This window comes from Pseudomonas cichorii, from assembly GCF_019719005.1.
Taxonomy (GTDB): Bacteria; Pseudomonadota; Gammaproteobacteria; order Pseudomonadales; family Pseudomonadaceae; genus Aquipseudomonas; species Aquipseudomonas cichorii_E.
In genome coordinates this window covers 85,002-105,474 of the sequence record NZ_JAIGPJ010000016.1, presented here as the reverse complement: position 1 = coordinate 105,474, position 20,473 = coordinate 85,002, and the positions used below count along the sequence as shown (strand labels likewise).

Sequence of the window (20,473 nt, the reverse complement as noted above, 5' to 3'; positions counted from 1 at the left end):
AGTAAAACTACAGAGAAGCGACCAAATCGCTCCTGTCGTGTTGTGAGATAAAACGTTACCGTTGATGTGAATTTTATAATTTCGAGTGAAAAATTGGTGCTTGCTGCTAGTGATTCAGGTTTTTCAGCAATTTATAACTTTTGTTCTACATTCGGCGGTTGCGCATGAAACTTGCGGACATAGCAGGTAGCCCATTGCACGCCGATCAAGGATAGACCATGAGCCTACCTTCGCTGGCCGATTTTCCGGCCATCCTGCTGCCTTTAGTTACTCGTGCACAACAGACATTTCGTACAGCGCTGGCTGCGTTGCCGGATGATTCGCTGGCATCTTTCGAGGCCTGGCCGGAATCGCGCCGCAAGGCGTTCGACCGGGTCTGTGCATCCAGCGACTTCGTTACCGAACAGGTTTGCCGCGACCCTCGCATGTTGCTGGAGCTGGCGGAGTCAGGCGAACTGGAGCGCAGTTTCAGCGTGGGCGAACTGCGCGGGCAAATCGCTGCCGCCGTACAGGCTGCCAGTAGCGATGATGAACTGGGGCGTAATCTACGTCGCCAGCGCATGCGTCAGCAAGTGCGGATTATCTGGCGCGATCTTACCCGTCAGGCAGAACTGATCGAAACCTGCCGTGATCTGTCCGAGATGGCAGATGGCTCCATTGATCTGGCGTATCAATGGCTGTACGAGCGGCACTGCCAGTTGCTCGGCACCCCGACCGGACGCCGCACCGGTCAGCCACAGCATATGGTCATCCTCGGCATGGGCAAGTTGGGGGCGGTGGAACTGAACCTGTCTTCGGATATCGACCTGATCTTCGCTTACCCCGAAGGCGGAGAAACGGTGGGCGCCAAGCGTGCGCTGGATAATCAGGAATTTTTCATTCGCCTGGGTCAGCGGTTGATCAAGGCACTGGACCCGGTGACCGTCGATGGCTTCGTATTCCGCGTCGACATGCGCCTGCGGCCTTACGGTTCATCGGGGGCCTTGGTGCTGAGCTTCAATGCGCTGGAGCAGTATTACCAGGATCAGGGCCGAGACTGGGAACGTTACGCCATGATCAAGGCTCGCGTCGTGGGCGGCGATCAGACGGCTGGTGAGCAACTGCTGCAAATGCTGCGTCCGTTCGTGTACCGCCGTTACCTGGATTTCTCTGCCATCGAAGCGCTGCGCACCATGAAGCAGTTGATCCAGCAGGAAGTGCGGCGCAAGGGCATGGCCGAAAACATCAAGCTGGGCGCAGGCGGCATTCGCGAAGTGGAGTTTATTGCCCAGGCCTTCCAGCTGATTCATGGCGGTCGCGACCTGAGCCTGCAGCAGCGCCCGCTGTTCAAGGTCCTGAAAACACTGGAAGGTCAGGGTTATCTGCCTTCTGCCGTGACCGACGAGTTGCGCGAAGGTTACGAGTTTCTGCGCTACACAGAACATGCCATCCAGGCCATCGCCGACCGCCAGACCCAGATGTTGCCGGATAACGAACAGGATCAGGCGCGTATTGCCTTCATGCTGGGCTTTGCCGATTGGGCTGCCTTCCATGAACGGCTGATGCATTGGCGTAACCGTGTGTCATGGCATTTCCGTCAGGTGATTGCCGATCCGGACTCCGATGCCGATGACGAGCAACAGGATGACGATGAAGTCATCGTGGGCGGTGAATGGCTGCCGCTGTGGCAGGAATCCCAGGATGAGGAGGCGGCGTGCCGTCAGTTGTCCCAGGCCGGTTTTGTCGATGCCGACAAGGCCATCCGCCAGTTGGCCAACCTGCGCGGTAGCCCACAGTTGCGTTCGATGCAGCGCCTGGGACGCGAGCGTCTGGATGCTTTCATTCCCCGTCTGCTGGCCCAGGCGGTCGAGCATGAAAGCCCGGATCTGGTCATTGAGCGGGTATTGCCGCTGGTCGAAGCGGTAGCGCGGCGTTCGGCTTATCTGGTGCTGCTCACGGAAAACCCCGATGCCTTGCGACGCTTGCTGACACTCTGTGCGGCCAGCCCCTGGATTGCCGAGCAGATAGCCCGCTTCCCGTTGCTGCTGGACGAACTGCTCAATGAAGGTCGTCTGTTCAATCCGCCATTGGCGCCGGAACTGGCGGCCGAGCTTCAGGAGCGGCTTATCCGTATCCCCGAGGACGATCTGGAGCAGCAGATGGAGGCCTTGCGGCATTTCAAGCTCGCCCATCGTCTGCGAGTGGCGGCGTCCGAGATTTCCGGCAGTTTGCCGTTGATGAAAGTCAGCGATTACCTGACCTGGCTGGCCGAGGCAATTCTGGAGCAGGTTCTGGCCCTGGCCTGGCGACATACCGTTGCCCGGCACGGCACGCCTTCGCGTCCCGACGGCAGCCTGTGCGATCCGAGTTTTGTCATCGTTGGTTACGGAAAAGTGGGCGGGATCGAACTGGGGCATGGCTCGGATCTGGATCTGGTCTTCATTCATGACGGCGATCCGCAGACTGAAACCGATGGCGCCAAACCCATCGATGGGGCGCAGTTCTTCACCCGCTTGGGTCAGCGGATCATTCACTTGCTGACCACCCAGACCAACTCCGGCCAGCTTTATGAGGTAGACATGCGCCTGCGGCCATCCGGGGCGTCGGGCCTGTTGGTCAGTTCGCTGGGCGCTTTTGCCCGCTATCAGGAAAATGAAGCCTGGACCTGGGAGCATCAGGCACTGGTGCGTGCCCGGGTGCTGGTCGGAAGCCCTGATGTGGGCAACGAGTTCGGCAAGGTCCGGGCCAAGGTATTGGCGCGCGAGCGCGATCTGGACAAGCTTCGTGCAGAAGTCAGCGAGATGCGCGCCAAGATGCGCGACAGCCTTGGGACTAAACTGACGGTGGCAGGAACGGCGGCCAATGCTTTCGATCCAGCCATGGTGTTCGACCTCAAGCAGGATGCCGGTGGTATCGTCGATATCGAATTTATGGTGCAATACGCGGCCTTGGCGTGGTCCAGAGAGCATCCCGCCCTGCTGCGCTACACCGATAACATTCGTATTCTCGAAGGCCTGGAAGAGGCCGGATTGTTGCCTGATGCCGATGCCAGCCTGCTGCGCGAAGCCTATAAGGCGTACCGTGCAGCTGCGCACCGTCAGGCCTTGCAGAACCAGGCCGGGACAGTGGCCGGTGATCAGTTTGAAGTCGAACGGCGCGAAGTGATGCGGATCTGGAGTGAGTCAGGACTGACCTGACCCCCACGTTGTAGGAGCGGATTCATCCGCGAAAGTGCTTTGAAATGTTTCAGGCCTCTTCGCGAATGAATTCGCTCCTACGGTTTATTGAGCGCTATATATAGATAGCTATGACAGGGAGGCGTCAGGTTGTGTGGGAAGGTCACGCAACCTGAAAGCCTCCCTGGCTGTTTTTGGATCGAGCATGAAAATTTTGATCGTTGGGCCTAGCTGGGTCGGTGACATGGTGATGGCGCAAACGCTGTTCCAGTGTCTGAAGCAGCGTCATCCTGAGTGCGAAATCGATGTGCTGGCTCCCGAGTGGAGCCGTCCGCTTCTGGAACGCATGCCTGAAGTTCGTGCTGCCTTGAGCTTTCCGCTGGGGCACGGCGCGCTGGAACTGTCGACCCGACGCCGGATCGGCAAGTCCCTGGCCGGTCAGTACGATCAGGCCATCTTGCTGCCCAACTCGCTCAAGTCTGCGCTGGTGCCTTTCTTTGCGGGCATTCCCAAGCGTACCGGCTGGCGCGGCGAGTTCCGCTACGGCCTGCTCAATGACGTGCGGGTTCTGGACAAACAACGTTATCCGCTGATGATCGAGCGTTTCATGGCCATGGCATTTGATAAGGGCGCTGAGTTGCCGCGTCCTTATCCAAAGCCAAGCCTGCAGATCGACACCCAGGTGCGCGACGCGGCGCTGGCCAAGTTCGGCCTGACTCTGGATCGCCCGGTGCTGGCGTTATGCCCGGGTGCCGAGTTCGGTGAATCCAAGCGCTGGCCGTCCGAGCATTATGCCCAGGTGGCCGAGTCGCGGATTCGCGAAGGCTGGCAAGTCTGGCTGTTTGGCTCCAGGAAGGATCATCCGGTCGGCGAGAGCATTCGCGACTATCTGATTCCCGGTCTGCGTGAAGAGGCGGTCAACCTCAGCGGTGAAACTTCATTGGCCGAGGCCATTGATCTGCTGTCCTGCGCCGACGCCGTGGTGTCCAACGACTCCGGCCTGATGCACGTGGCGGCTGCACTGAACCGTCCGCTGGTGGCAGTCTACGGTTCGACATCGCCGGGCTTTACGCCGCCTTTGGCTGATGAGGTCGAGATCGTGCAACTGGGGATCGAATGCAGTCCCTGCTTCGAGCGCACCTGCCGTTTCGGTCACTACAACTGCATGCGCCTGCTTGAACCGGACTCTGTGGTTCAAGCATTGGGTCGTCTGGGCGGCACTCCGGTGGAGGTCGCCTGACTTTGCGGGTATTGCTGATAAAGACTTCTTCGCTGGGCGACGTGATTCATGCCTTGCCAGCGTTGACCGATGCGGCGCAAGCGCTGCCGGGTATTCAATTCGACTGGGTGGTGGAAGAGGGCTTTGCCGAGATTCCGACCTGGCATCCGGCGGTGGATAAAGTGATTCCGGTGGCGATCCGCCGCTGGCGCAAGAACCTGTGGCAGACCTTCAAGACCGGCGAGTGGCAGGGTTTCAAGCAGCGTCTGCGCGAGACGCATTACGACGTGGTCATCGATGCCCAAGGCCTGTTCAAGAGCGCCTGGCTGACCCGTTACGTCAACGCGCCGGTTGCGGGCCTGGACAAGCATTCGGCACGCGAGCCTATTGCCAGCCGTTTCTACGACCGGCCTTACCCGGTGGCGCGTGGGCAGCATGCGGTCGAGCGATTGCGGCAGTTGTTCGCTCAGGCCTTGGGCTACGAGCTGCCTGCAGGCCTTGGCAATTACGGCCTCAAGCGTCTGGCAGCGCTGGATGAAACGCTGGAAGCGCCTTTCGTGTTGTTCCTGCATGGCACGACATGGGCCACCAAGCACTGGCCCGAGCATTACTGGCGGCAACTGGCGGAGCTGATGGCGACGCGAGGCCTGAATGTGCGCTTGCCGTGGGGTAACCCGGCAGAAAAGGCCCGTGCCGAGCGTATTGCTGAAGGTCTGGACAATGCGCAGGTCTTGCCGAAGCTGAATCTGGCGGGTGTTGCCCGTGTACTGGCCAGTGCCCAGGCCTGTGTCGCGGTGGATACCGGTATCGGTCATCTGGCCGCAGCGCTGGATGTGCCGACCATTTCCCTGTTCGGCCCCACCAATCCGGGCCTGACCGGTGCCTATGGCAAGTCCCAGGTGCATCTGGCCGGTGATTACCCGGCCTGCGCCCCTTGCCTGCAAAAGAAATGCACCTATCAACCGACGGCTGACGATCAGCTACGGTTTGACCTGAAACGCGAGTGGCCCATGTGCTTCACTCGCTTGAATCCCGAGCGGGTAGCGAGCCAGTTGGGCGCGCTGTTGCTGGCAAAGGAACACAATTGATGCAACTGGCTTTCGTACTCTACAAATATTTTCCGTTCGGCGGCCTGCAGCGCGACTTCATGCGTATTGCGCTGGAATGTCAGGAGCGCGGGCATCAGATTCGCGTCTACACCCTGATCTGGGAAGGCGATGTGCCGCCAGGTTTCGAGGTGCTGGTCCCGCCAGTCAAGGCGTTCTTCAACCATCGGCGCAACGAAAAACTCAGCGCCTGGATGGAAGCGGACCTGGCCAAGCGCCCGGTGGATCGCTTGATCGGCTTCAACAAGATGCCCGGTCTGGATGTGTATTACGCCGCCGACGGCTGTTTCGAGGACAAGGCGCAGACCCTGCGCAATTCCCTGTATCGCAAATGGGGCCGCTATCGCCACTTTGCCGAGTACGAGCGGGCGGTATTCGCCAGGGAAGCGAAAACCCAGGTCCTGATGATTTCCGAAGTGCAGCAGCCGCTGTTCATCAAGCACTACGACACGCCGTTGTCGCGTTTCCACCTGCTGCCACCGGGGATTTCCCAGGACCGTCGTGCGCCACCTGATGCGCCGGAAATTCGCGCCGGGTTCCGCAAGGAGTTCGGGTTGGCTGAGGACGACCTGCTGCTGGTCCAGATCGGTTCCGGTTTCAAGACCAAAGGCGTGGACCGCAGCCTCAAGGCGCTTGCCGCTTTGCCTGCCGAACTTAAAAAACGCACTCGCCTGTTTGTAATCGGCCAGGACGACCCCAAAGTATTCCAGCTGCAAAGCGCAGCACTGGGGCTGGGCGAACAGGTGACCTTCATGAAAGGGCGTAGCGATATTCCGCGTTTCCTGCTCGGTGCCGATCTGCTGATTCATCCGGCGTATAACGAGAACACTGGCACCGTGCTGCTTGAAGCGCTGGTGGCCGGCCTGCCGGTGCTGGTCAGTGCGGTCTGTGGGTATGCTCATTACATTGCCGAAGCCGACAGCGGTCTGGTGCTGGATGACCCGTTCGATCAGGCGCAGCTCAACCGTTATCTGGTCAAGATGCTCGAAGACGATGCAGCGCGTCGCACCTGGGGCTCGAATGGTCTGGCGTTCGCCGATACAGCGGACCTTTACAGCATGCCCCAGCACGCTGCCGATGTGATTCTGGCGGAGCGCTCTCAATGAAGCTGTTCCTCGCTGAACCGTTCAAGAGTCGCTGGGCCGGGCGAGATGCATTCGTCGAGGTCGAGGCTCTGGAAGGGCAGGTCTATCGCGAGCTGGAAGGTCGTCGCACATTGCGCACCGAAGTTGATGGGCGAGGTTATTTCGTCAAGATTCACCGTGGCATCGGCTGGGGTGAAATCGCCAAGAATCTGGTGACCGCCAAGCTGCCAGTACTGGGCGCAGGCAAGGAGTGGGACGCGATAGCGCGTCTCAAGGAAGTCGGCGTGCCGACCATGACCGCCGTGGCCTATGGCGAGCGTGGCAGCAATCCGGCGGCTCAGCACTCGTTCATCGTGACCGAAGAACTGGCACCCACCGAAAGCCTGGAAGATGTCAGCATCAACTGGCGCAACGAGCCGCCCGAGCCGCGCCTGAAGCGGGCCTTCATCGCTGAAGTCGCACGCATGGTCGGGATGATGCATCGCGCCGGGGTCAACCATCGGGACTGCTACATCTGCCACTTCCTGCTGCACACCGACAAACCGGTGACGGCCGACGACTTCAAGCTGTCGGTCATCGACCTGCATCGTGCCCAGACCCGCCGCGCAATCACGCCGCGCTGGCGTAACAAGGATCTGGCCGCGCTGTATTTCTCGGCGCTGGACATCGGCCTGACCAAGCGCGACAAATTGCGTTTTCTCAAGGGGTACTTCCAGAAGCCATTGCGCGAAGTGCTGGCTCGGGAAGCCTCATTGCTGCGTTGGCTGGATAAAAAGGCGGACAAGTTGTATCAGCGTAAATTGCGTTACGGAGATGCGCTCTGATGGCGGGTTGGAATCTTGAGCCGGAATATGCCTTTCTGGCTGAGGACTTCGGCAGTCTGGACGCGGTTTTTGCCTTGCAGGGCGAACAGCTGACCAGCGATCTGCTCTCCGAAGTGATTCGCGTGGCGCGTGGTGGCGTGACCTATTACGTCAAACGCTACACCGGCGCAGGTAAAGGCCTGCGCCGCTATCTGGGCCGGCCACGGGTCAAGTCCGAATGGCAGAACCTCAAGCGCTTCGCCAAATGGGGAATCCCGACTGCCGATGTGGTGGCCTGGGGCCTGGAGCGCAAGGGCGCGGCCTATGATCGCGGTGCTTTGATCACTCGCGAGCTGCCTCGCACCGAAGACCTGTCCGAACTGGCGCGGCATAAAGATTCGCGGCTGGCGGATCGTGCCTGGGTCGATGTCATCAGCCGGCAGCTGGCGCGTTGCACCCGGATCATGCACGACCAGCATTTCACCCATAACGATTTGAAGTGGCGCAACCTGCTGGTCGACGACCAGTCCAGGCTGTTTTTCATCGATTGCCCCAACGGTGCGTTCTGGTGGAGCTTCATGCTCCGCTATCGGATCACCAAGGATCTGGCCTGCCTGGACAAGGTCGCCAAATACCATTTATCCGCGACCCAGCGTCTGCGCTTCTATTTGCAGTACCGTCAGCGGGATCGTTTGAATGCTTCCGACAAGAAGCGCATTCGCCACATCGTCAGTTTTTTCGAGGGGCGTGAATGAGCGTTTTCATTGCCGATGCCGACCGTGCCCTGCTTGAGCGCCATGGTCTGGCTGACTTTCAGTCGCTGTGGAATATAAAGCTCGATGCCGTCGATGAGCCCAATACCGGGCGCGGCGGCTGGAGCAGTGTGTTTCGTCTTGAGCTGGAAGGTCAGGGCTTTTATCTGAAACGTCAGAGCAATTACCTGACCCATACGCTGCATCATCCATTTGGTGAGCCATCGTTCTCCCGCGAATTTCGCAATATCAGCCGCTATAAAAAGCTGGGTATCCCGGCATTGCAGGCGGTGTTCTATGGCGAGAGCAAGGTCGATGGTGAGCGCCGGGCGATTCTGATGACCCGCGCACTGGACGGCTGGACTGATCTGTACGTGTTGCTTGAGCAATGGTCCAGTCTGGACGCCAGTCAGCACACCGCCATCATCAAGGCCTGTGGGCAACTGGCTCGCACCCTGCACCGGGCCGGGCAGGTTCACGGCTGTTTCTATCCCAAGCATATTTTCCTGCAAGCCCAGGGTGATAGTTATCAGGCGCAACTGATCGACCTGGAGAAAACCCGCCCGGTCTTCTTTGGCAAGCGTGATCTGATCAAGGATCTGGAGCCCTTGCTGCGTCGTGCCACGGCATGGGGCGCCGACGAGTTGCGCGTGCTGCTGGCCGCTTATCTGCAGGCGGCCCCCGACAGCGCACAGGTCGATGCCTGGTGCCTGCGCCTTGGCCAGCGTGGTCAACACAAGCGGGACGTCCATCACCGCGACAACAAAGAGGCGCGCTGATGCGTTTGTCTGAACTCAAGAATGCCGGACGCACACCTGAGCTGCCTCTGAACGTGACCCTGGCAGACACCATTGGCCCGGCCGATCTGCAACTCTTGACGCTATTGCGGGTGCTGCCGGGTCAACGCTATGTCGGCGCGGGTGTCTGGCGCGGTCGTACGGTGCTGGCGAAGCTGCTGGTGGGCAATAAGGCTGCCCGGCATTTTCAGCGTGAACTGGATGGCGTCCGCCTGCTGGCCGAACAGGGCTTGACCACGCCTCTGCTACTGGCCGATGGCTTGCAGGAAGGCGAAGGCGGCTGGTTGTTGTTCGAGTTTCTGGATAACGCCCAGAGCCTGGGTGATGCCTGGAATCAGGTTGAGAATCTGCCGCCGCTGGCCGATGAGCAACAGCTTGTGCTGGGTGAAGCGCTATCAGCCATTGCCCGGTTGCATGCCAAAGGCCTGTGGCAGGAAGACCTGCATCTGGACAACCTGCTGCGCCATAGCGGCCTGTTGTACCTGATTGACGGTGCAGGCATTCGTGCCGAAGAGGCAGGCAAGCCGTTATCCCGGCAGGCGGTGCTGGAAAACCTCGGCGTGTTTTTCGCCCAGTTGCCCAAGGCACTGAAGCCGTTTACCGAAGAACTGCTGGTGCATTACCTGTTGAGCAACGCCGAACACGCCTTGCCCATGGAAGCCCTGCAAAAGCAGATCGACAAGGTGCGTAGCTGGCGCTTGAAGGATTACCTGAACAAGACCGGGCGTGATTGCAGCCTGTTCAGCGTCGAAGACACGGCTTCGCAATTCCGGGCGATCCGCCGCGAAGAAGAGTCTGCCCTGTTGCCCGTTATGCAGCAGGCTGACGCCTTGCTGGACAAGGGCCATCTGTACAAGACCGGCGGCGCGGCGACTGTAGGTCGGGTTGAGGTCAATGGCCGCACACTGCTCATCAAACGCTACAACATCAAGCACTTCGCCCACTGGCTAAAACGCTTCTGGCGTCCGAGCCGTGCGTGGCATTCCTGGCGTGAAGCCAATCGCCTGGAGTTCCTGGGGATCGCCACGCCCAGACCGCTGGCGGTGCTGGAGCAGCGTGTACTGGGCTTGCGCCGCAAGGCGTATCTGGTCACCGAGTTCCTGTCGGGGCCGGATATCATCAAGCGGTTCGCGCCTTACGTTGAGTCGGGTGATGTGCCGGAAAATGAACTGCTGGCACTGGACCTGCTCTTCGAGCAACTGATCCGCGAACGCATCAGCCATGGCGACTTAAAGGGCCATAACCTGTTCTGGCATCAAGACCGCTGGGCCTTGATCGATCTGGACGCCATGCAGCAACACAGCTCCCAGTCGTCGTTTGCAACCGCATATGCCCGCGACCGGGCGCGCTTCATGCGTAACTGGCCCGCAGGAAGTGCGCTGCACCAGTTGCTGGAGGAGCGCTTGCCTGGGTAGTTGCCAATGCCGATCAGTCATGAATTGAGAGAGGCCTTGGCCACGACGACCAGCTTGAGGCAACACATTTGCATTGCCTGAAACTGACCTGTCGCGGCCAAGGCCCCTCCCACGAATTGTGATCCTTACTTGCCTGCCACCAGTCAGGTCACGTGCATCAGGTTCAACTCCTCAAGTGCCGCCACCAGCGCAAACATGTTGTTGTAAGGCGTCATGTGGGCGTTGGTCCAGGTCGGGCGGTCGATGTAGAGCTTGCCTTCGGCATTGACCTGTATCGGCGTGCGGTGAATGAAGGTGTCCCGTGATCGGTGGACGATGGTTTGCAGGCCGTCCTCCGATTGTTCGATCAGGAACATTCCGGGCCGGGTCAGTCGCTGTTCGACGGGCAGCGTTTGCGCAGGGTTTATGACGATGGTCTTGGTTGCTCCCGGGATTTCCATTTCCACCAGATAATCGCTTTTGATCGGCACGGTTTCAGGGATCAGGCCGCGTCTGATCCTGTCGCCCGGATCGGGGATCACGCCTCTGGATTGTCCGGGCGGGGTATCGATAACGCGCAGGCCGATCCCTGCTTCCAGTTCGGCGATGCCCGGTATGATCTGCTGATAGGTGTTGGCGTGGGTGTTGCCCACCAGAGCGATCCATTTGTGCGAGCCCATGACTTCCTGATGTTTGCGAATGGTGAGGTGCGCAAAGTAATTCATCATTTGCTGACGAGTGGTGGGCGCTCCTCCCATGATGCCCTTGAGGTGGTAGCTCGCCGAGCAGTCGATCGCACGGATCTCCACGCCATTCTGTTGGGCCTTGAGCACTAATTGCTCGAAGGTATAGATCCTGTTCGGGTCGGTGTAGTGTCCTCTGTCGAGCCTTTTCAGGTCGTGCAGCAGGGTCTTGCTCATTTGCCCGGTCTCGAAAAACCGGTCCAGATCCGCTTGATGCAGGTCAGCCAGCAGATGCTCCATGTACAGCGTCTTGACCTTCTGCTGCGACAGCAATGGCAGGTTGTCGATAATCAGCTTTTTGCTGGCCACAGAAGAGTGAGACTCGCCAATCACTACGCCGTCGGTGTGCTGGTAAAGCGTCTGTAGAAAGTCCGGCAATGGAGCCTTTGGCTCTACGTTAGGCAGTTTCGGGCGCGAAGGCAGTTCGATGGCGGCGATATTTCGGGCATCGGCCTGCAGCTTGGCGCGCACCTGGAAAAACTGGCCCCGTACCGCGCTCAGTTCCGGGTCCATGAAAAAGTAATGCTGATCCAGCCCTTTATGCTCGAAGTTCGCCAACTGATACAGAGTGCTTCTGTTCTCCTGCGGGACTTCGTACGTGGCGTCTGCCAGCGACTTCTGAATGGCGCTCGATGGACTGTTGGGCGTCCAGTGATCGGGCTCTATACGCAACCAGCCCTTGGTGTCACCCCAGCGAAAGCCGTATTCGCCCGACCAGAGTTTTGGGTTCTCGATGCTTTTCCTGTTGCCCAGTTCCTTGAACAGAGCCATGTCCAGCAGGGTGCTCTCGGGTAATGTTTTTGCGGGGGGGATGGTCAACGGGTTGGCGAACTCTATCGTGAAGTCGCAACGGGTTGCCGAGTCTGCTGACGTTGAGCCAGCAGTGGTTTTGATCCGTGTCGGGCTGCCGCTCGCAACGTCCTGGATATGAACGCTGGGCACGCCTTGAAGCTCGGCAATACCAGGAATCTGGCCATGGGTGGTCGCCAGCTTTTCATCCAGAAGGACTATCCAGCGTCTTGATGGCTCACTCGCCACGTCGCTGCTGATGAGTTTATGGCCAAAGAAATTACTCATTTTCTGGCTGGCCGCTGTATCGCCTGCGGCAGCTGCTACGGGGTGCCTGATGAGCGGATAGCTGATCGAGGAACTGAACGGGCGCACTTCGATGCCATGTCTGTGGGCGGTCTTGATCAGGTGGTAGTAGTCGTACTCTGTCGTCTGGTTATTCAGGGCCTTGTCGTTGATGTATTCCAGATGCTCCTTGATTTCATGGGAGCCGGAGCGGGTCTTCTTGCCCAGTTGGCGATAGCGGGCAAGTTTTGGCAGATGTTTGTCAGTGAACAGATGCTCGATGTACAGAATCTCGACCCGTTCCTTGGCCAGAAGAGGCATGTTCTGGATAAGCAGGCGTTTGCTGGCGACCGACCTGGGCGCTTCGCTCAGGACCAGGCCGCTATTGTGTGCCAGCAGGCTCTCGAACAGCGTGTCGAGGCTTGCCCCGGACTCAAGCGTCGGTAATGAAGGGCGTGGTGGTAATGACGGCGCACTGAAAAAGGCATGGGCATCGTGGTAGAGCTTTTCCCTGAGGACGGTGAATCTCAGGCGCATCTCCACGAAGTAGGTTTCAAAGTACTGCATCATGCCCAGCCCGCTCGGGTCATAGCCCTCTCCGCTGATAATGAGCTCCATGTGGGGTTGCATCTGTGCCGGCAACTCGTAGTCGCCAGGCGTCGTGCCTGTGCCGGTGGCTTCTGCTTCTGGCAACGGTCTGTAGTTCTGCGGGCTGTCCCGTCCGCCGCCTCGTAACTGCTGACGGTCAGCGAGCTGCCATGTACCGTGTTCATCCAGGTATACGGGCTGCTTGCCGAAAAAAGCGAACGGGTTGGCCGGGTCGATGATCTGCCAACTGCGGATCTGCGCGTCGTATTGGACCTCAAAGGTCTTGCCGGAAAGCTCGATGTACTGCCTGCCGTTGACTGTGCTGATGCCTTTGGCGTGACCGTCGCCGATACGCGGTACGTTACTCAATGAAAGATGCACTTCAAGCCCGTCGCGCACGCCCGTAGCGGAGGCGGATGCGGTATCGAGTGAAGGGGCCGGCGTTTGCCATGTGCCGCGGGCACCGGGTTTTATGAATTGTCCGGTGCTACTGACCTCGGTCGAGGAGCTGCTGATAGTGCGCAGGACCGGGAAGTAACCGTTGGTATCCGGTTTGCCGACCAGAAGGGCTTCGTCGTGCAGGTTTATGGGATACAGGTCTTCGTAGCGGGGTAACGAGGGCGTTCGCTTCGCCGGGCGCAGTGCCGAATCAGGTGAAGGTGGCGGACCGATCTGGCGTACCACGCCGCCGAAACCCTTGAGGCCTGAATGCAGATCACCTGCCGCGCCGAAGCTGTTGAGCATGGCGGTCAGTATGTAGGCGCTGGCGGTTTCGCTGTCGCCGTCACGCAAGGACTGGAGCGCACGAACTGTGTCATGCAGGGACAGCAAGGCACCCACGGCAAAGCTGGCAGGCGGAAAGGGCAGAGTGACAATGGTGGCTATCACCTCGATGCTGACCCATATCAGTTTGGCCAGCATGTCATTGCGCCCGGTGGTGGTTTCTTCCACATCCCGCAGTTTGCGCAGGATCGGGCGATTGAAGCAGGTGTCGGCGAAGTCGGAAATGGATTCCCTGGGTAGAAAAGGTGCCTTGCTGGCGTTGCCCTTCTGCATGTCTCTCAGGAAGAACGACAGGGCCTTGCGTGATTTGAGGCGGCAGCGGTCCTTGTAGTAGTCGATCATGCCCGGTGTGCCGAGTGAATCGGTGAAGCTGCTGAACAGACGAAACTCTATGCCGTCTGGTGCTTGTGGCGTGTAGAGAAGCGACGCCTGCCTGATGGACATGGGAAGGATGGCGATGCAGCCTTGCACTGTTTCGACGTGAATCAGGTTGGTGTCGGGAATGACCAGTTGATCGATGCCTCCCACGCCGGAAGCGATAAAGGGCTTGTCCACATGGATCTGCAACGGATACAGCGGGTATTGCTCGCGAGTCTTGGCATCGCTCAGATGAGCGTGGTCGATGGAGTCCCATAGCCATTGATACTGCGTCGCGCTGATATGCCCCTTGAGCAGGCTGCGCAAGGCCGCTGCTTTCATCTGTAGCTGGGTCATCAGCAGGCTGGTCTTGCGGCGGTATTCATAGCCTTGTGAGCCCGCATTGAGCAGGGTGTTGTTCACGAGGGCGATGTAGTCATCGGCCAGCCATTGGTTGCGTACCGACTCGGCGACTTTTACAGGCGACAGTGCGCTCAGGTTCACGCCCTCCGGGCCACGAAAGGTTGCCTGGGTGTCGGCGGTACTGCGGATGATGCCGATGCTGTCGTCGTAGCCATTGAGCAGCATGTCGGTGTAGGTAATCGTCTCGCGTTCGCTGCTGATCACAACTAGGTCGGGATCTACGTGGCCGACCGGTACGCCGAGCAGTTTGCTGATCTGTTTGCTGGCCCGTTCATGGGTATAGGCCTTGAACGCTTGCATGTGGGTATGGGGTTTGGCGTCGTAATTCTTGCGTGCGCCGTTGGCAGCGTCTTCCAGGGCTACCAGTTCCTGGCGTTGTGCGGCGCTGGCTTGTCGAAACCAGTCAGGTGTGTGGCGTTTCTGCTCGGACAGCGCCACACGAATGTGCTGCTCGGCGAGAATATGCAGGCCCGTGTCAAAGCTCGACAGGCTGACCAGCTCAAGGAAGTCCGCCGAGGGATAGGGTTTGAGCTTCAAGGCTGCCAGTTGCGCTGCAAGCCCGTCGCGATCCGCCACCTCCACCTGCTTGAGCAGGTACTCACACCGCTTGTCCGAGGTCACCCAACTGACCAGTTCGTTACGCAGCTGGGTTTCATTGTCAAAGGCCCAGAAGCACTGAGTCTGCGGGGCGTCGACCGCGACCATGATCAGGCGCGCCAGCTGGCCGGTTGTTGCTTCCTGGCGAACGATCAGTAGCTTGCTCAATATCCGGCGGTTCAGCTTGACCTGCTGGACGATCAATCGAAAATCCGTTGTGGCCCGCTCTGGGTTGGTCACGGCTTCGACAGCGGTGAAATCCTCGGGGCGGATATGGCCCTGCATCTTCGCGGCGTAAGCCAGGGCGCTTACCTGCCGGCGAGTCAGCAGGTGCATGAGCTGCTGGTTGTGCGCTTTGCGGTATTCCGTCTGTTGAAACTCAGCAAAGGTCATGCGCAGGTCGAGTTCGTTGATGGCCCTGGCCAGATAAGCTGGAGTCAAGGATGAGTACTCTGCTGCCAGCGGTGCGCCTTCAAGGCTGAACGTCGTATGTTCGAGAAATGCCGAACCGGCTTGGCCGTCGCCAGGATGCAGGCCATACAGCGCCAGCTCTGCCAATGAGCGGGTCACTGTGTAAGGTTCGCCTGTCACTGGAAGGCTGCGCTGAGTGCTTGCCGTGATCGTGCTCGGGTCCAGGTCGTAACCCAGGTCGTTGGCCAGTCTCGTGCGCAGTTGCGCTACGGCAAACTGCTCCGGTGAAGCTGCCGCATTCAGTGCACTGATCGTGACTGTGCGAGCCTGTTCGTACTGTTGCAGACGCTCGGCATAGGCGCTGCGATCCTCCTGACTGGCCATCTTGATCCAGTCCGGCAGGCTGCGGCGGTAGCGGCTCTCCAGAGAGGCCAGTTCTCGCAGTTCCAGTATCGCGGCGGGACCGAACAGGCCGCGCATGCTGATCGCTTCCTGGATAAGCGTCCGGCGTTTGGTTCTGTCATCGGGTGTTGTCAGCGCGCAGGCGTAGCGGATATCTGCATATTGTTTATCCAGCAGCCTGTTCATGGCATAGGCGTAGGGCGCGCCAACGATGGGCTTGAGTAGCAGGTCTTTGGCCGTGAAGGGTTCGAGATGCAGGTCTGGATCGTTGTCGATGGCTGTCAGCACGTCCTGATGGTGCTGCTCGAAGCAATTGAACAGCGCATCTTTCAACGTCGGGTCATTGAGCCAGTTGGCGAGGGTTTCGCGCATCTCTGTCTGGCTGCTGAAGCCTGTGGCTCCAATGCCTGGCAAGACCAGCAGGGTATGTCCCTGTTCCAGGGACATCACCAGTGCGCCCGCCACTTCGGCCTGTTCGTTTTCCTGAAGCTGCACCTGCAAGGCAAAGTTTCTGGCGGGAACTGCCTGAGGGTTATCCGACCGACGGCGCGAGGCTGGCAGGCACGCAATATAGTGCGCGGCGAGATCGCGCTCGTGGATCTTGATGCTCAGTTCGTCTCGCAGAGCTTGTTGCATGCCGGTCAGAAATTTCTCGTAGCGGGTTCCGTCGGATGCATTGGGCGCGTCCCAGTAGTCATTGATACGCTGCAACAGGCGGACGGTTTCCTGCTCTTGCCGTGAGGCGTCCGCATCCAGCAGGTCGTCATCGACGGCTGGAAGTGCGTTGAGATCAGTGAGCAGGCTGGCGCTCAGTTCAGCGAGCCTTTTGAGGGCAGCCGAAGCCGCAGGCAAGGTATCGTCGGGGAACCCGGTTGAAGGGGGCAATGTTTCCATGTGTCTACTTTCCGTTGAGCACTTCAAGCGCTGAGGTTTGATTGAGGGCCGTCGGGCCGACTGTGATGGGCCTCAATCAATCAGAAACGGTGCGCAGCGACGCTGTAGATAGTTATTGGATGCAAAGTCGTCTGGCGACGATATTCCGATCGGCTTTCAGTCCCCCGAGCCAAATCCCCGGTCATTACGCTATAATCGCGCGCTTTAGCTGTCCCTGGCCCGCTGTGCGGGGGGCACACCTTTTCTCGGGCGCGACGCGCCTGCATGCAGACTAAAGAGGCTAGACCCTAGTGGCATTGACGATCCTTGGCCTGTCCGGCGCCCTTAGCCATGATCCTTCCGCAGCGCTTTATATCGACGGCAAGCTGATTGCGGCGGCTGAAGAAGAGCGTTTCGTTCGCGATAAACATGCAAAGAACCGCATGCCCTACGAGTCGGCGAAGTTCTGCCTGGAGCAGGCAGGCATCAAGCCTTCGGACGTCGATGTGGTCGCGATTCCATTCGCGCCGATCAGCCTGTTCGGCAAGGCTCGCTGGCACTACGCCAAGCGCTACTGGTACGCACCTGACCGCGCACTCGATGCGCTGCTGATGGGCAACCGCCGCTACAAACGCTATCGCAACAAGATCGTCTGGTGCCTCGAGCAATTGGGCTTCGATCCGAAAAAGATCAAGATCGAGCCGGTCGAGCACCACCTGGCCCACGCTTCCAGTGCTTACCACTGCTCCGGTTTCAAGGAAAAGACCGCGATCATGGGTATCGACGGCAAGGGTGAGTACGCCACGACCTTCTTCGGCTATGGCGAAAACGGCAAGATCCACAAGATCAAGGAATTCTTCGATCCGGACTCTCTGGGCGGCCTGTATGGCGCGATCACCGAGTTCCTCGGCTTCGAGATGCTCGACGGCGAGTTCAAGGTCATGGGCATGGCTCCTTATGGCGATGCCAGCAAGTATGACTTCTCGCGTCTGGCGACCTTTGAAAACGGCGAACTGGTGATCAACACGGAACTGGCCAACGTCATCGGTCTGCGTCGCTATAAAGAGAACGGCAAGGGCTTCTACTTCTCGCCGAAACTGATCGAGTGGCTGGGTCCGAAGCGTGTGGGCGATGTGGCCGATGAGCCTTACATCCACTACGCCGCCAGCATGCAGGCGCTGTTCGAGAAACTGGCGCTGCAAATGATGGATCACTACCTGGGTGACATTCTCAGGGAAACCGGCAAGATCGCCTTCGCGGGCGGCTGTGCGCTGAACGTGAAGCTGAACCAGCGCATCATTGCCCGTCCCGAGGTCAAGGAACTGTTCGTTCAGCCTGCGTCCGGCGACGCCGGTACGGCGGTCGGTGCAGCCGCCTATGTGTCCCACGCCCGTGGCGTACCGGTCGAGAAGATGGAACACGTCTACCTCGGTCCGGCCTACAGCAACGAAGACGTGATCGCAGCCTGCGCCCGTCACCCGAACAAGCCGGTCTGGCGTCAGATCGAAAACACGCCTGAGCGCATTGCGAAAATCATGGTCGAAGGCAATCCGGTGGCCTGGTTCCAGGGACGCATGGAGTTCGGTCCGCGTGCCCTGGGTGGTCGTTCGATCATCGGTTGCCCGAGCATTCCGGGCGTTGCCAACCGCATCAACGAACAGATCAAGTTCCGCGAGCGCTGGAGGCCTTTCTGCCCGTCGATGCTCGACACCGTGGCACCGCAGATGATCACCATCGATCATCCTGCGCCGTTCATGACCTTCACCTTTGAAGTGGCTGAAGAGTGGAAGACCCGCGTGCCGGAAGTCGTCCACGAAGACGGAACGTCCCGTGCCCAGGTGCTCAAGCGCGAATACAACCCGCGCTACTACGACATGATGAAGGCACTGGAAAACCTGACCGGCAACGGTGTGTCGCTCAACACCTCGCTCAACCGTCGTGGTGAGCCGATGATCTGCTCGCCGACCGATGCACTGAACATGTTCTTCGGGTCTGACCTTCAGTACCTGATCATGGAAGACATTCTGGTCGTCAAGGACGGCGTGGATACGTACGAGAATGCCTGAGCCACTGATCAGCGTCGTCATCCCGGCCTATAACTATGCCTCGTTGTTGCCGCGAGCGATTGATTCGGTGCTGTCTCAGTTGGCAGATGATGTTGAGCTGGTGGTCGTCAACGATGGTTCCACCGACGACACCCGGCAGGTGCTCGATGACTATCAGGCTCGCCACGCAAGTGGCTTGACCGTGGTTCATCAGGCCAATGCCGGTGCGGCTGCTGCGCGTAACCATGGCGTGCGTCTGGCTCGGGGCCGCTATGCCCTGATGCTGGATGCCGATGACGAATTGTTGCCGGATGCCTTGGCCGCGTTGCGCAAGGCCGTGACGGATAACCCTGACGTCGGGCTGGTGCTGGGTGGGCAGGTTTCGGTCTACCCGGACGGGCGTGAGCGGGTCCGCCAGCCGACACCGGCTCAAGGCAGCCCGGAGCAGTTGATTCGCCGCTATCTGTTGCAGAAGAAAATCGCTGTTTCCCATTGCTGCACCCTGTTGCGGCGGGATCTTCTGCTCCAGCGTCCTTATCCGCAAAGCCTGCGCTCGGGCGAGGATATTCCGGTGTTTGCCTACGTCCTGGTCAGCGCACCTGTTGCGCTGGTACAGCAGCCGATTGCGCGTATCTACAAGCACGCCGACAGCCTGCGCCATAGCCGTGCCGACGAAGAAAGCGTGGCCACAGGGCTGATCAAGGAAGTATTCGCACACCTGCCGGACGAGTGCCGTGTTCTTCTGCCTCGCTATTCGGCTCAGGTCTATCTCTCGTTGTTTCGCGCCGCTCAACTGGCTGGCGATTACTCCGTAGCGCGTCGCTATTACCTGCGTGCTCTTCGTTTCAGCCCCTTGCAGGCTCTGAAGTGGAGTTACGTGCGCAAGGCGCTCAAGTTCGGGAAGCGCTGATGCGCATTCTGGTCCTGAGCTGCACGCCGAGAGAGCCCGATAACCGCCAGCTATGGCAGGGTCTCAAGCGCTTTGGCGATGTGGAAGTGCGCTACGTCGACCGTGATCAGCATAAGCAGCTTGGCCGTGTCTTGAGCGGGATCGATTTCTCGCTCTATGACCGCGTTGTGGTCGATCTGCTCTTTCGCTACCTGTGCAGGCAGGCTCGCCACCTCAAGCGTATTTCAGGGCTGCTGATCTACGAGGAAGATGCCTGTCAGGAGTTCATTTCCGGCTCGCGGTGGCAGGGGAAGTTTTCCGCTTTCTATCGCAGGATACCCAACGCCAGGGTGATCATGACCGGCTTTCGAGTCGCCGAACGCTTTCGTGAAATGGGCGTCGATGCCCACTTTCTGGCCAAGGGCTATAACTCTTCCTCGTTATACGTCAGTGGCATCGAGCGTGATATCGAGCTGGGATTCATCGGTCGTCTGGGCAGTGATACGTACCGTGAGCGGCGGGATTTCCTGCAGCGTGCCGTTGAGCGCTATCAGCTTGAGCTCATGCGAACAGCGCCCGGCGACGAGTACCGTGAAGCGCTCAATCGCATCCGGGTATTTGTCAGTGCGGATATCGGGCTTGGCGAATACATGGCGAAGAACTTCGAGGCCATGGCTTGCGGCTGTGTATTGCTGGCTTACCGCCAGGGGCAGGGCGAAGAGCAGGCGATCGGCCTGGAGGATGGCGTCAATGCCATGCTCTACGAAAATGAACAGGAGTTTTCGGAAAAGCTGGCACTGTTACGCAGTGATCCCGCGCTGCTTGCCCGTGTCGGGGAGCAGGGGCTGCTTTTTGCGCAGCAGTATCTTGATTACTTCAAGCAGTCCGAAGTCGTTTTTCGGCACCTTTCGCAGGACTTCCCGGAGCCTGAAGCCATGAGCCTCTTTGACCGGCTGATGTTCAGGCTCGGAAGATAA

Annotated in this window: 12 protein-coding genes; 11 read left to right on the top strand and 1 reads right to left on the bottom strand. The window is 59.2% G+C overall.

Annotated features, from left to right (window positions below; translation table 11 throughout):
* Nucleotides 1–218: 218 nt before the first annotated feature.
* The 8 genes from glnE to K5D32_RS14020 all read left to right on the top strand — a co-directional run bounded on the left by glnE (nucleotide 219) and on the right by K5D32_RS14020 (nucleotide 10,332).
* Nucleotides 219–3,176, top strand: coding sequence for a bifunctional [glutamate--ammonia ligase]-adenylyl-L-tyrosine phosphorylase/[glutamate--ammonia-ligase] adenylyltransferase (gene glnE / locus K5D32_RS14055; protein WP_221577029.1), 2,958 nt, complete (start codon nucleotides 219–221; stop codon nucleotides 3,174–3,176).
* A gap of 184 nt (nucleotides 3,177–3,360) precedes the next feature.
* Complete coding sequence (gene waaF, locus K5D32_RS14050) at nucleotides 3,361–4,395, top strand: lipopolysaccharide heptosyltransferase II (RefSeq protein WP_221593173.1); 1,035 nt, start codon at nucleotides 3,361–3,363, stop codon at nucleotides 4,393–4,395.
* 2 nt (nucleotides 4,396–4,397) lie between these two features.
* Complete coding sequence (gene waaC, locus K5D32_RS14045) at nucleotides 4,398–5,462, top strand: lipopolysaccharide heptosyltransferase I (protein WP_221593172.1); 1,065 nt, start codon at nucleotides 4,398–4,400, stop codon at nucleotides 5,460–5,462.
* Entirely contained in the window at nucleotides 5,462–6,586 is a 1,125-nt protein-coding gene (locus K5D32_RS14040) for a glycosyltransferase family 4 protein (protein ID WP_221600663.1), read from the top strand. The genes waaC and K5D32_RS14040 overlap by 1 nt, the downstream gene beginning before the upstream one ends.
* The gene (rfaP, locus tag K5D32_RS14035; protein ID WP_025258252.1) at nucleotides 6,583–7,389 is read left to right on the top strand and encodes a lipopolysaccharide core heptose(I) kinase RfaP; all 807 of its coding nucleotides are present in this window, start codon (nucleotides 6,583–6,585) and stop codon (nucleotides 7,387–7,389) included. The genes K5D32_RS14040 and rfaP overlap by 4 nt, the downstream gene beginning before the upstream one ends.
* Nucleotides 7,389–8,123 (top strand): lipopolysaccharide kinase InaA family protein, encoded by a 735-nt coding sequence (locus tag K5D32_RS14030; RefSeq protein ID WP_221577025.1) that lies wholly within the window; start codon nucleotides 7,389–7,391, stop codon nucleotides 8,121–8,123. The genes rfaP and K5D32_RS14030 overlap by 1 nt, the downstream gene beginning before the upstream one ends.
* Nucleotides 8,120–8,899, top strand: coding sequence for a lipopolysaccharide kinase InaA family protein (locus K5D32_RS14025; protein ID WP_221577024.1), 780 nt, complete (start codon nucleotides 8,120–8,122; stop codon nucleotides 8,897–8,899). Before K5D32_RS14030 ends, K5D32_RS14025 begins: the two co-directional genes overlap by 4 nt.
* Nucleotides 8,899–10,332, top strand: a complete 1,434-nt coding sequence (locus tag K5D32_RS14020; RefSeq protein ID WP_221600661.1) for a lipopolysaccharide kinase InaA family protein — start codon at nucleotides 8,899–8,901, stop codon at nucleotides 10,330–10,332. The genes K5D32_RS14025 and K5D32_RS14020 overlap by 1 nt, the downstream gene beginning before the upstream one ends.
* Before the next feature lie 143 nt (nucleotides 10,333–10,475).
* Here K5D32_RS14020 and K5D32_RS14015 read toward each other — a convergent pair whose 3' ends face one another.
* A complete protein-coding gene (locus K5D32_RS14015; protein WP_221600659.1) occupies nucleotides 10,476–16,583 on the bottom strand; it encodes a membrane-targeted effector domain-containing toxin in 6,108 nt (2,035 codons plus the stop codon).
* A 290-nt stretch (nucleotides 16,584–16,873) separates the two neighbouring features.
* Here K5D32_RS14015 and K5D32_RS14010 point away from each other — a divergent pair, with 290 nt between their 5' ends.
* Genes K5D32_RS14010 through K5D32_RS14000 form a run of 3 tightly spaced genes read left to right on the top strand, consistent with a single transcriptional unit; the run spans nucleotide 16,874 to nucleotide 20,473 of the window.
* Entirely contained in the window at nucleotides 16,874–18,628 is a 1,755-nt protein-coding gene (locus K5D32_RS14010) for a carbamoyltransferase (RefSeq protein ID WP_122321512.1), read from the top strand.
* On the top strand, nucleotides 18,621–19,517 hold the full coding sequence (locus tag K5D32_RS14005; protein ID WP_221593169.1) for a glycosyltransferase family A protein: 897 nt from the start codon (nucleotides 18,621–18,623) through the stop codon (nucleotides 19,515–19,517). The genes K5D32_RS14010 and K5D32_RS14005 overlap by 8 nt, the downstream gene beginning before the upstream one ends.
* On the top strand, nucleotides 19,517–20,473 hold the full coding sequence (locus tag K5D32_RS14000; protein ID WP_221600657.1) for a glycosyltransferase: 957 nt from the start codon (nucleotides 19,517–19,519) through the stop codon (nucleotides 20,471–20,473). Before K5D32_RS14005 ends, K5D32_RS14000 begins: the two co-directional genes overlap by 1 nt.

Bases quoted from the DNA above. Each gene is read 5' to 3' on its own strand.
- glnE (WP_221577029.1), top strand. From the start codon at position 219: ATGAGCCTACCTTCGCTGGCCGATTTTCCGGCCATCCTGCTGCCTTTA.
- waaF (WP_221593173.1), top strand. From the start codon at position 3,361: ATGAAAATTTTGATCGTTGGGCCTAGCTGGGTCGGTGACATGGTGATG.
- K5D32_RS14040 (WP_221600663.1), top strand. From the start codon at position 5,462: ATGCAACTGGCTTTCGTACTCTACAAATATTTTCCGTTCGGCGGCCTG.
- rfaP (WP_025258252.1), top strand. From the start codon at position 6,583: ATGAAGCTGTTCCTCGCTGAACCGTTCAAGAGTCGCTGGGCCGGGCGA.
- K5D32_RS14030 (WP_221577025.1), top strand. From the start codon at position 7,389: ATGGCGGGTTGGAATCTTGAGCCGGAATATGCCTTTCTGGCTGAGGAC.
- K5D32_RS14025 (WP_221577024.1), top strand. From the start codon at position 8,120: ATGAGCGTTTTCATTGCCGATGCCGACCGTGCCCTGCTTGAGCGCCAT.
- K5D32_RS14020 (WP_221600661.1), top strand. From the start codon at position 8,899: ATGCGTTTGTCTGAACTCAAGAATGCCGGACGCACACCTGAGCTGCCT.
- K5D32_RS14015 (WP_221600659.1), bottom strand. From the start codon at position 16,583: ATGGAAACATTGCCCCCTTCAACCGGGTTCCCCGACGATACCTTGCCT.
- K5D32_RS14005 (WP_221593169.1), top strand. From the start codon at position 18,621: ATGCCTGAGCCACTGATCAGCGTCGTCATCCCGGCCTATAACTATGCC.
- K5D32_RS14000 (WP_221600657.1), top strand. From the start codon at position 19,517: ATGCGCATTCTGGTCCTGAGCTGCACGCCGAGAGAGCCCGATAACCGC.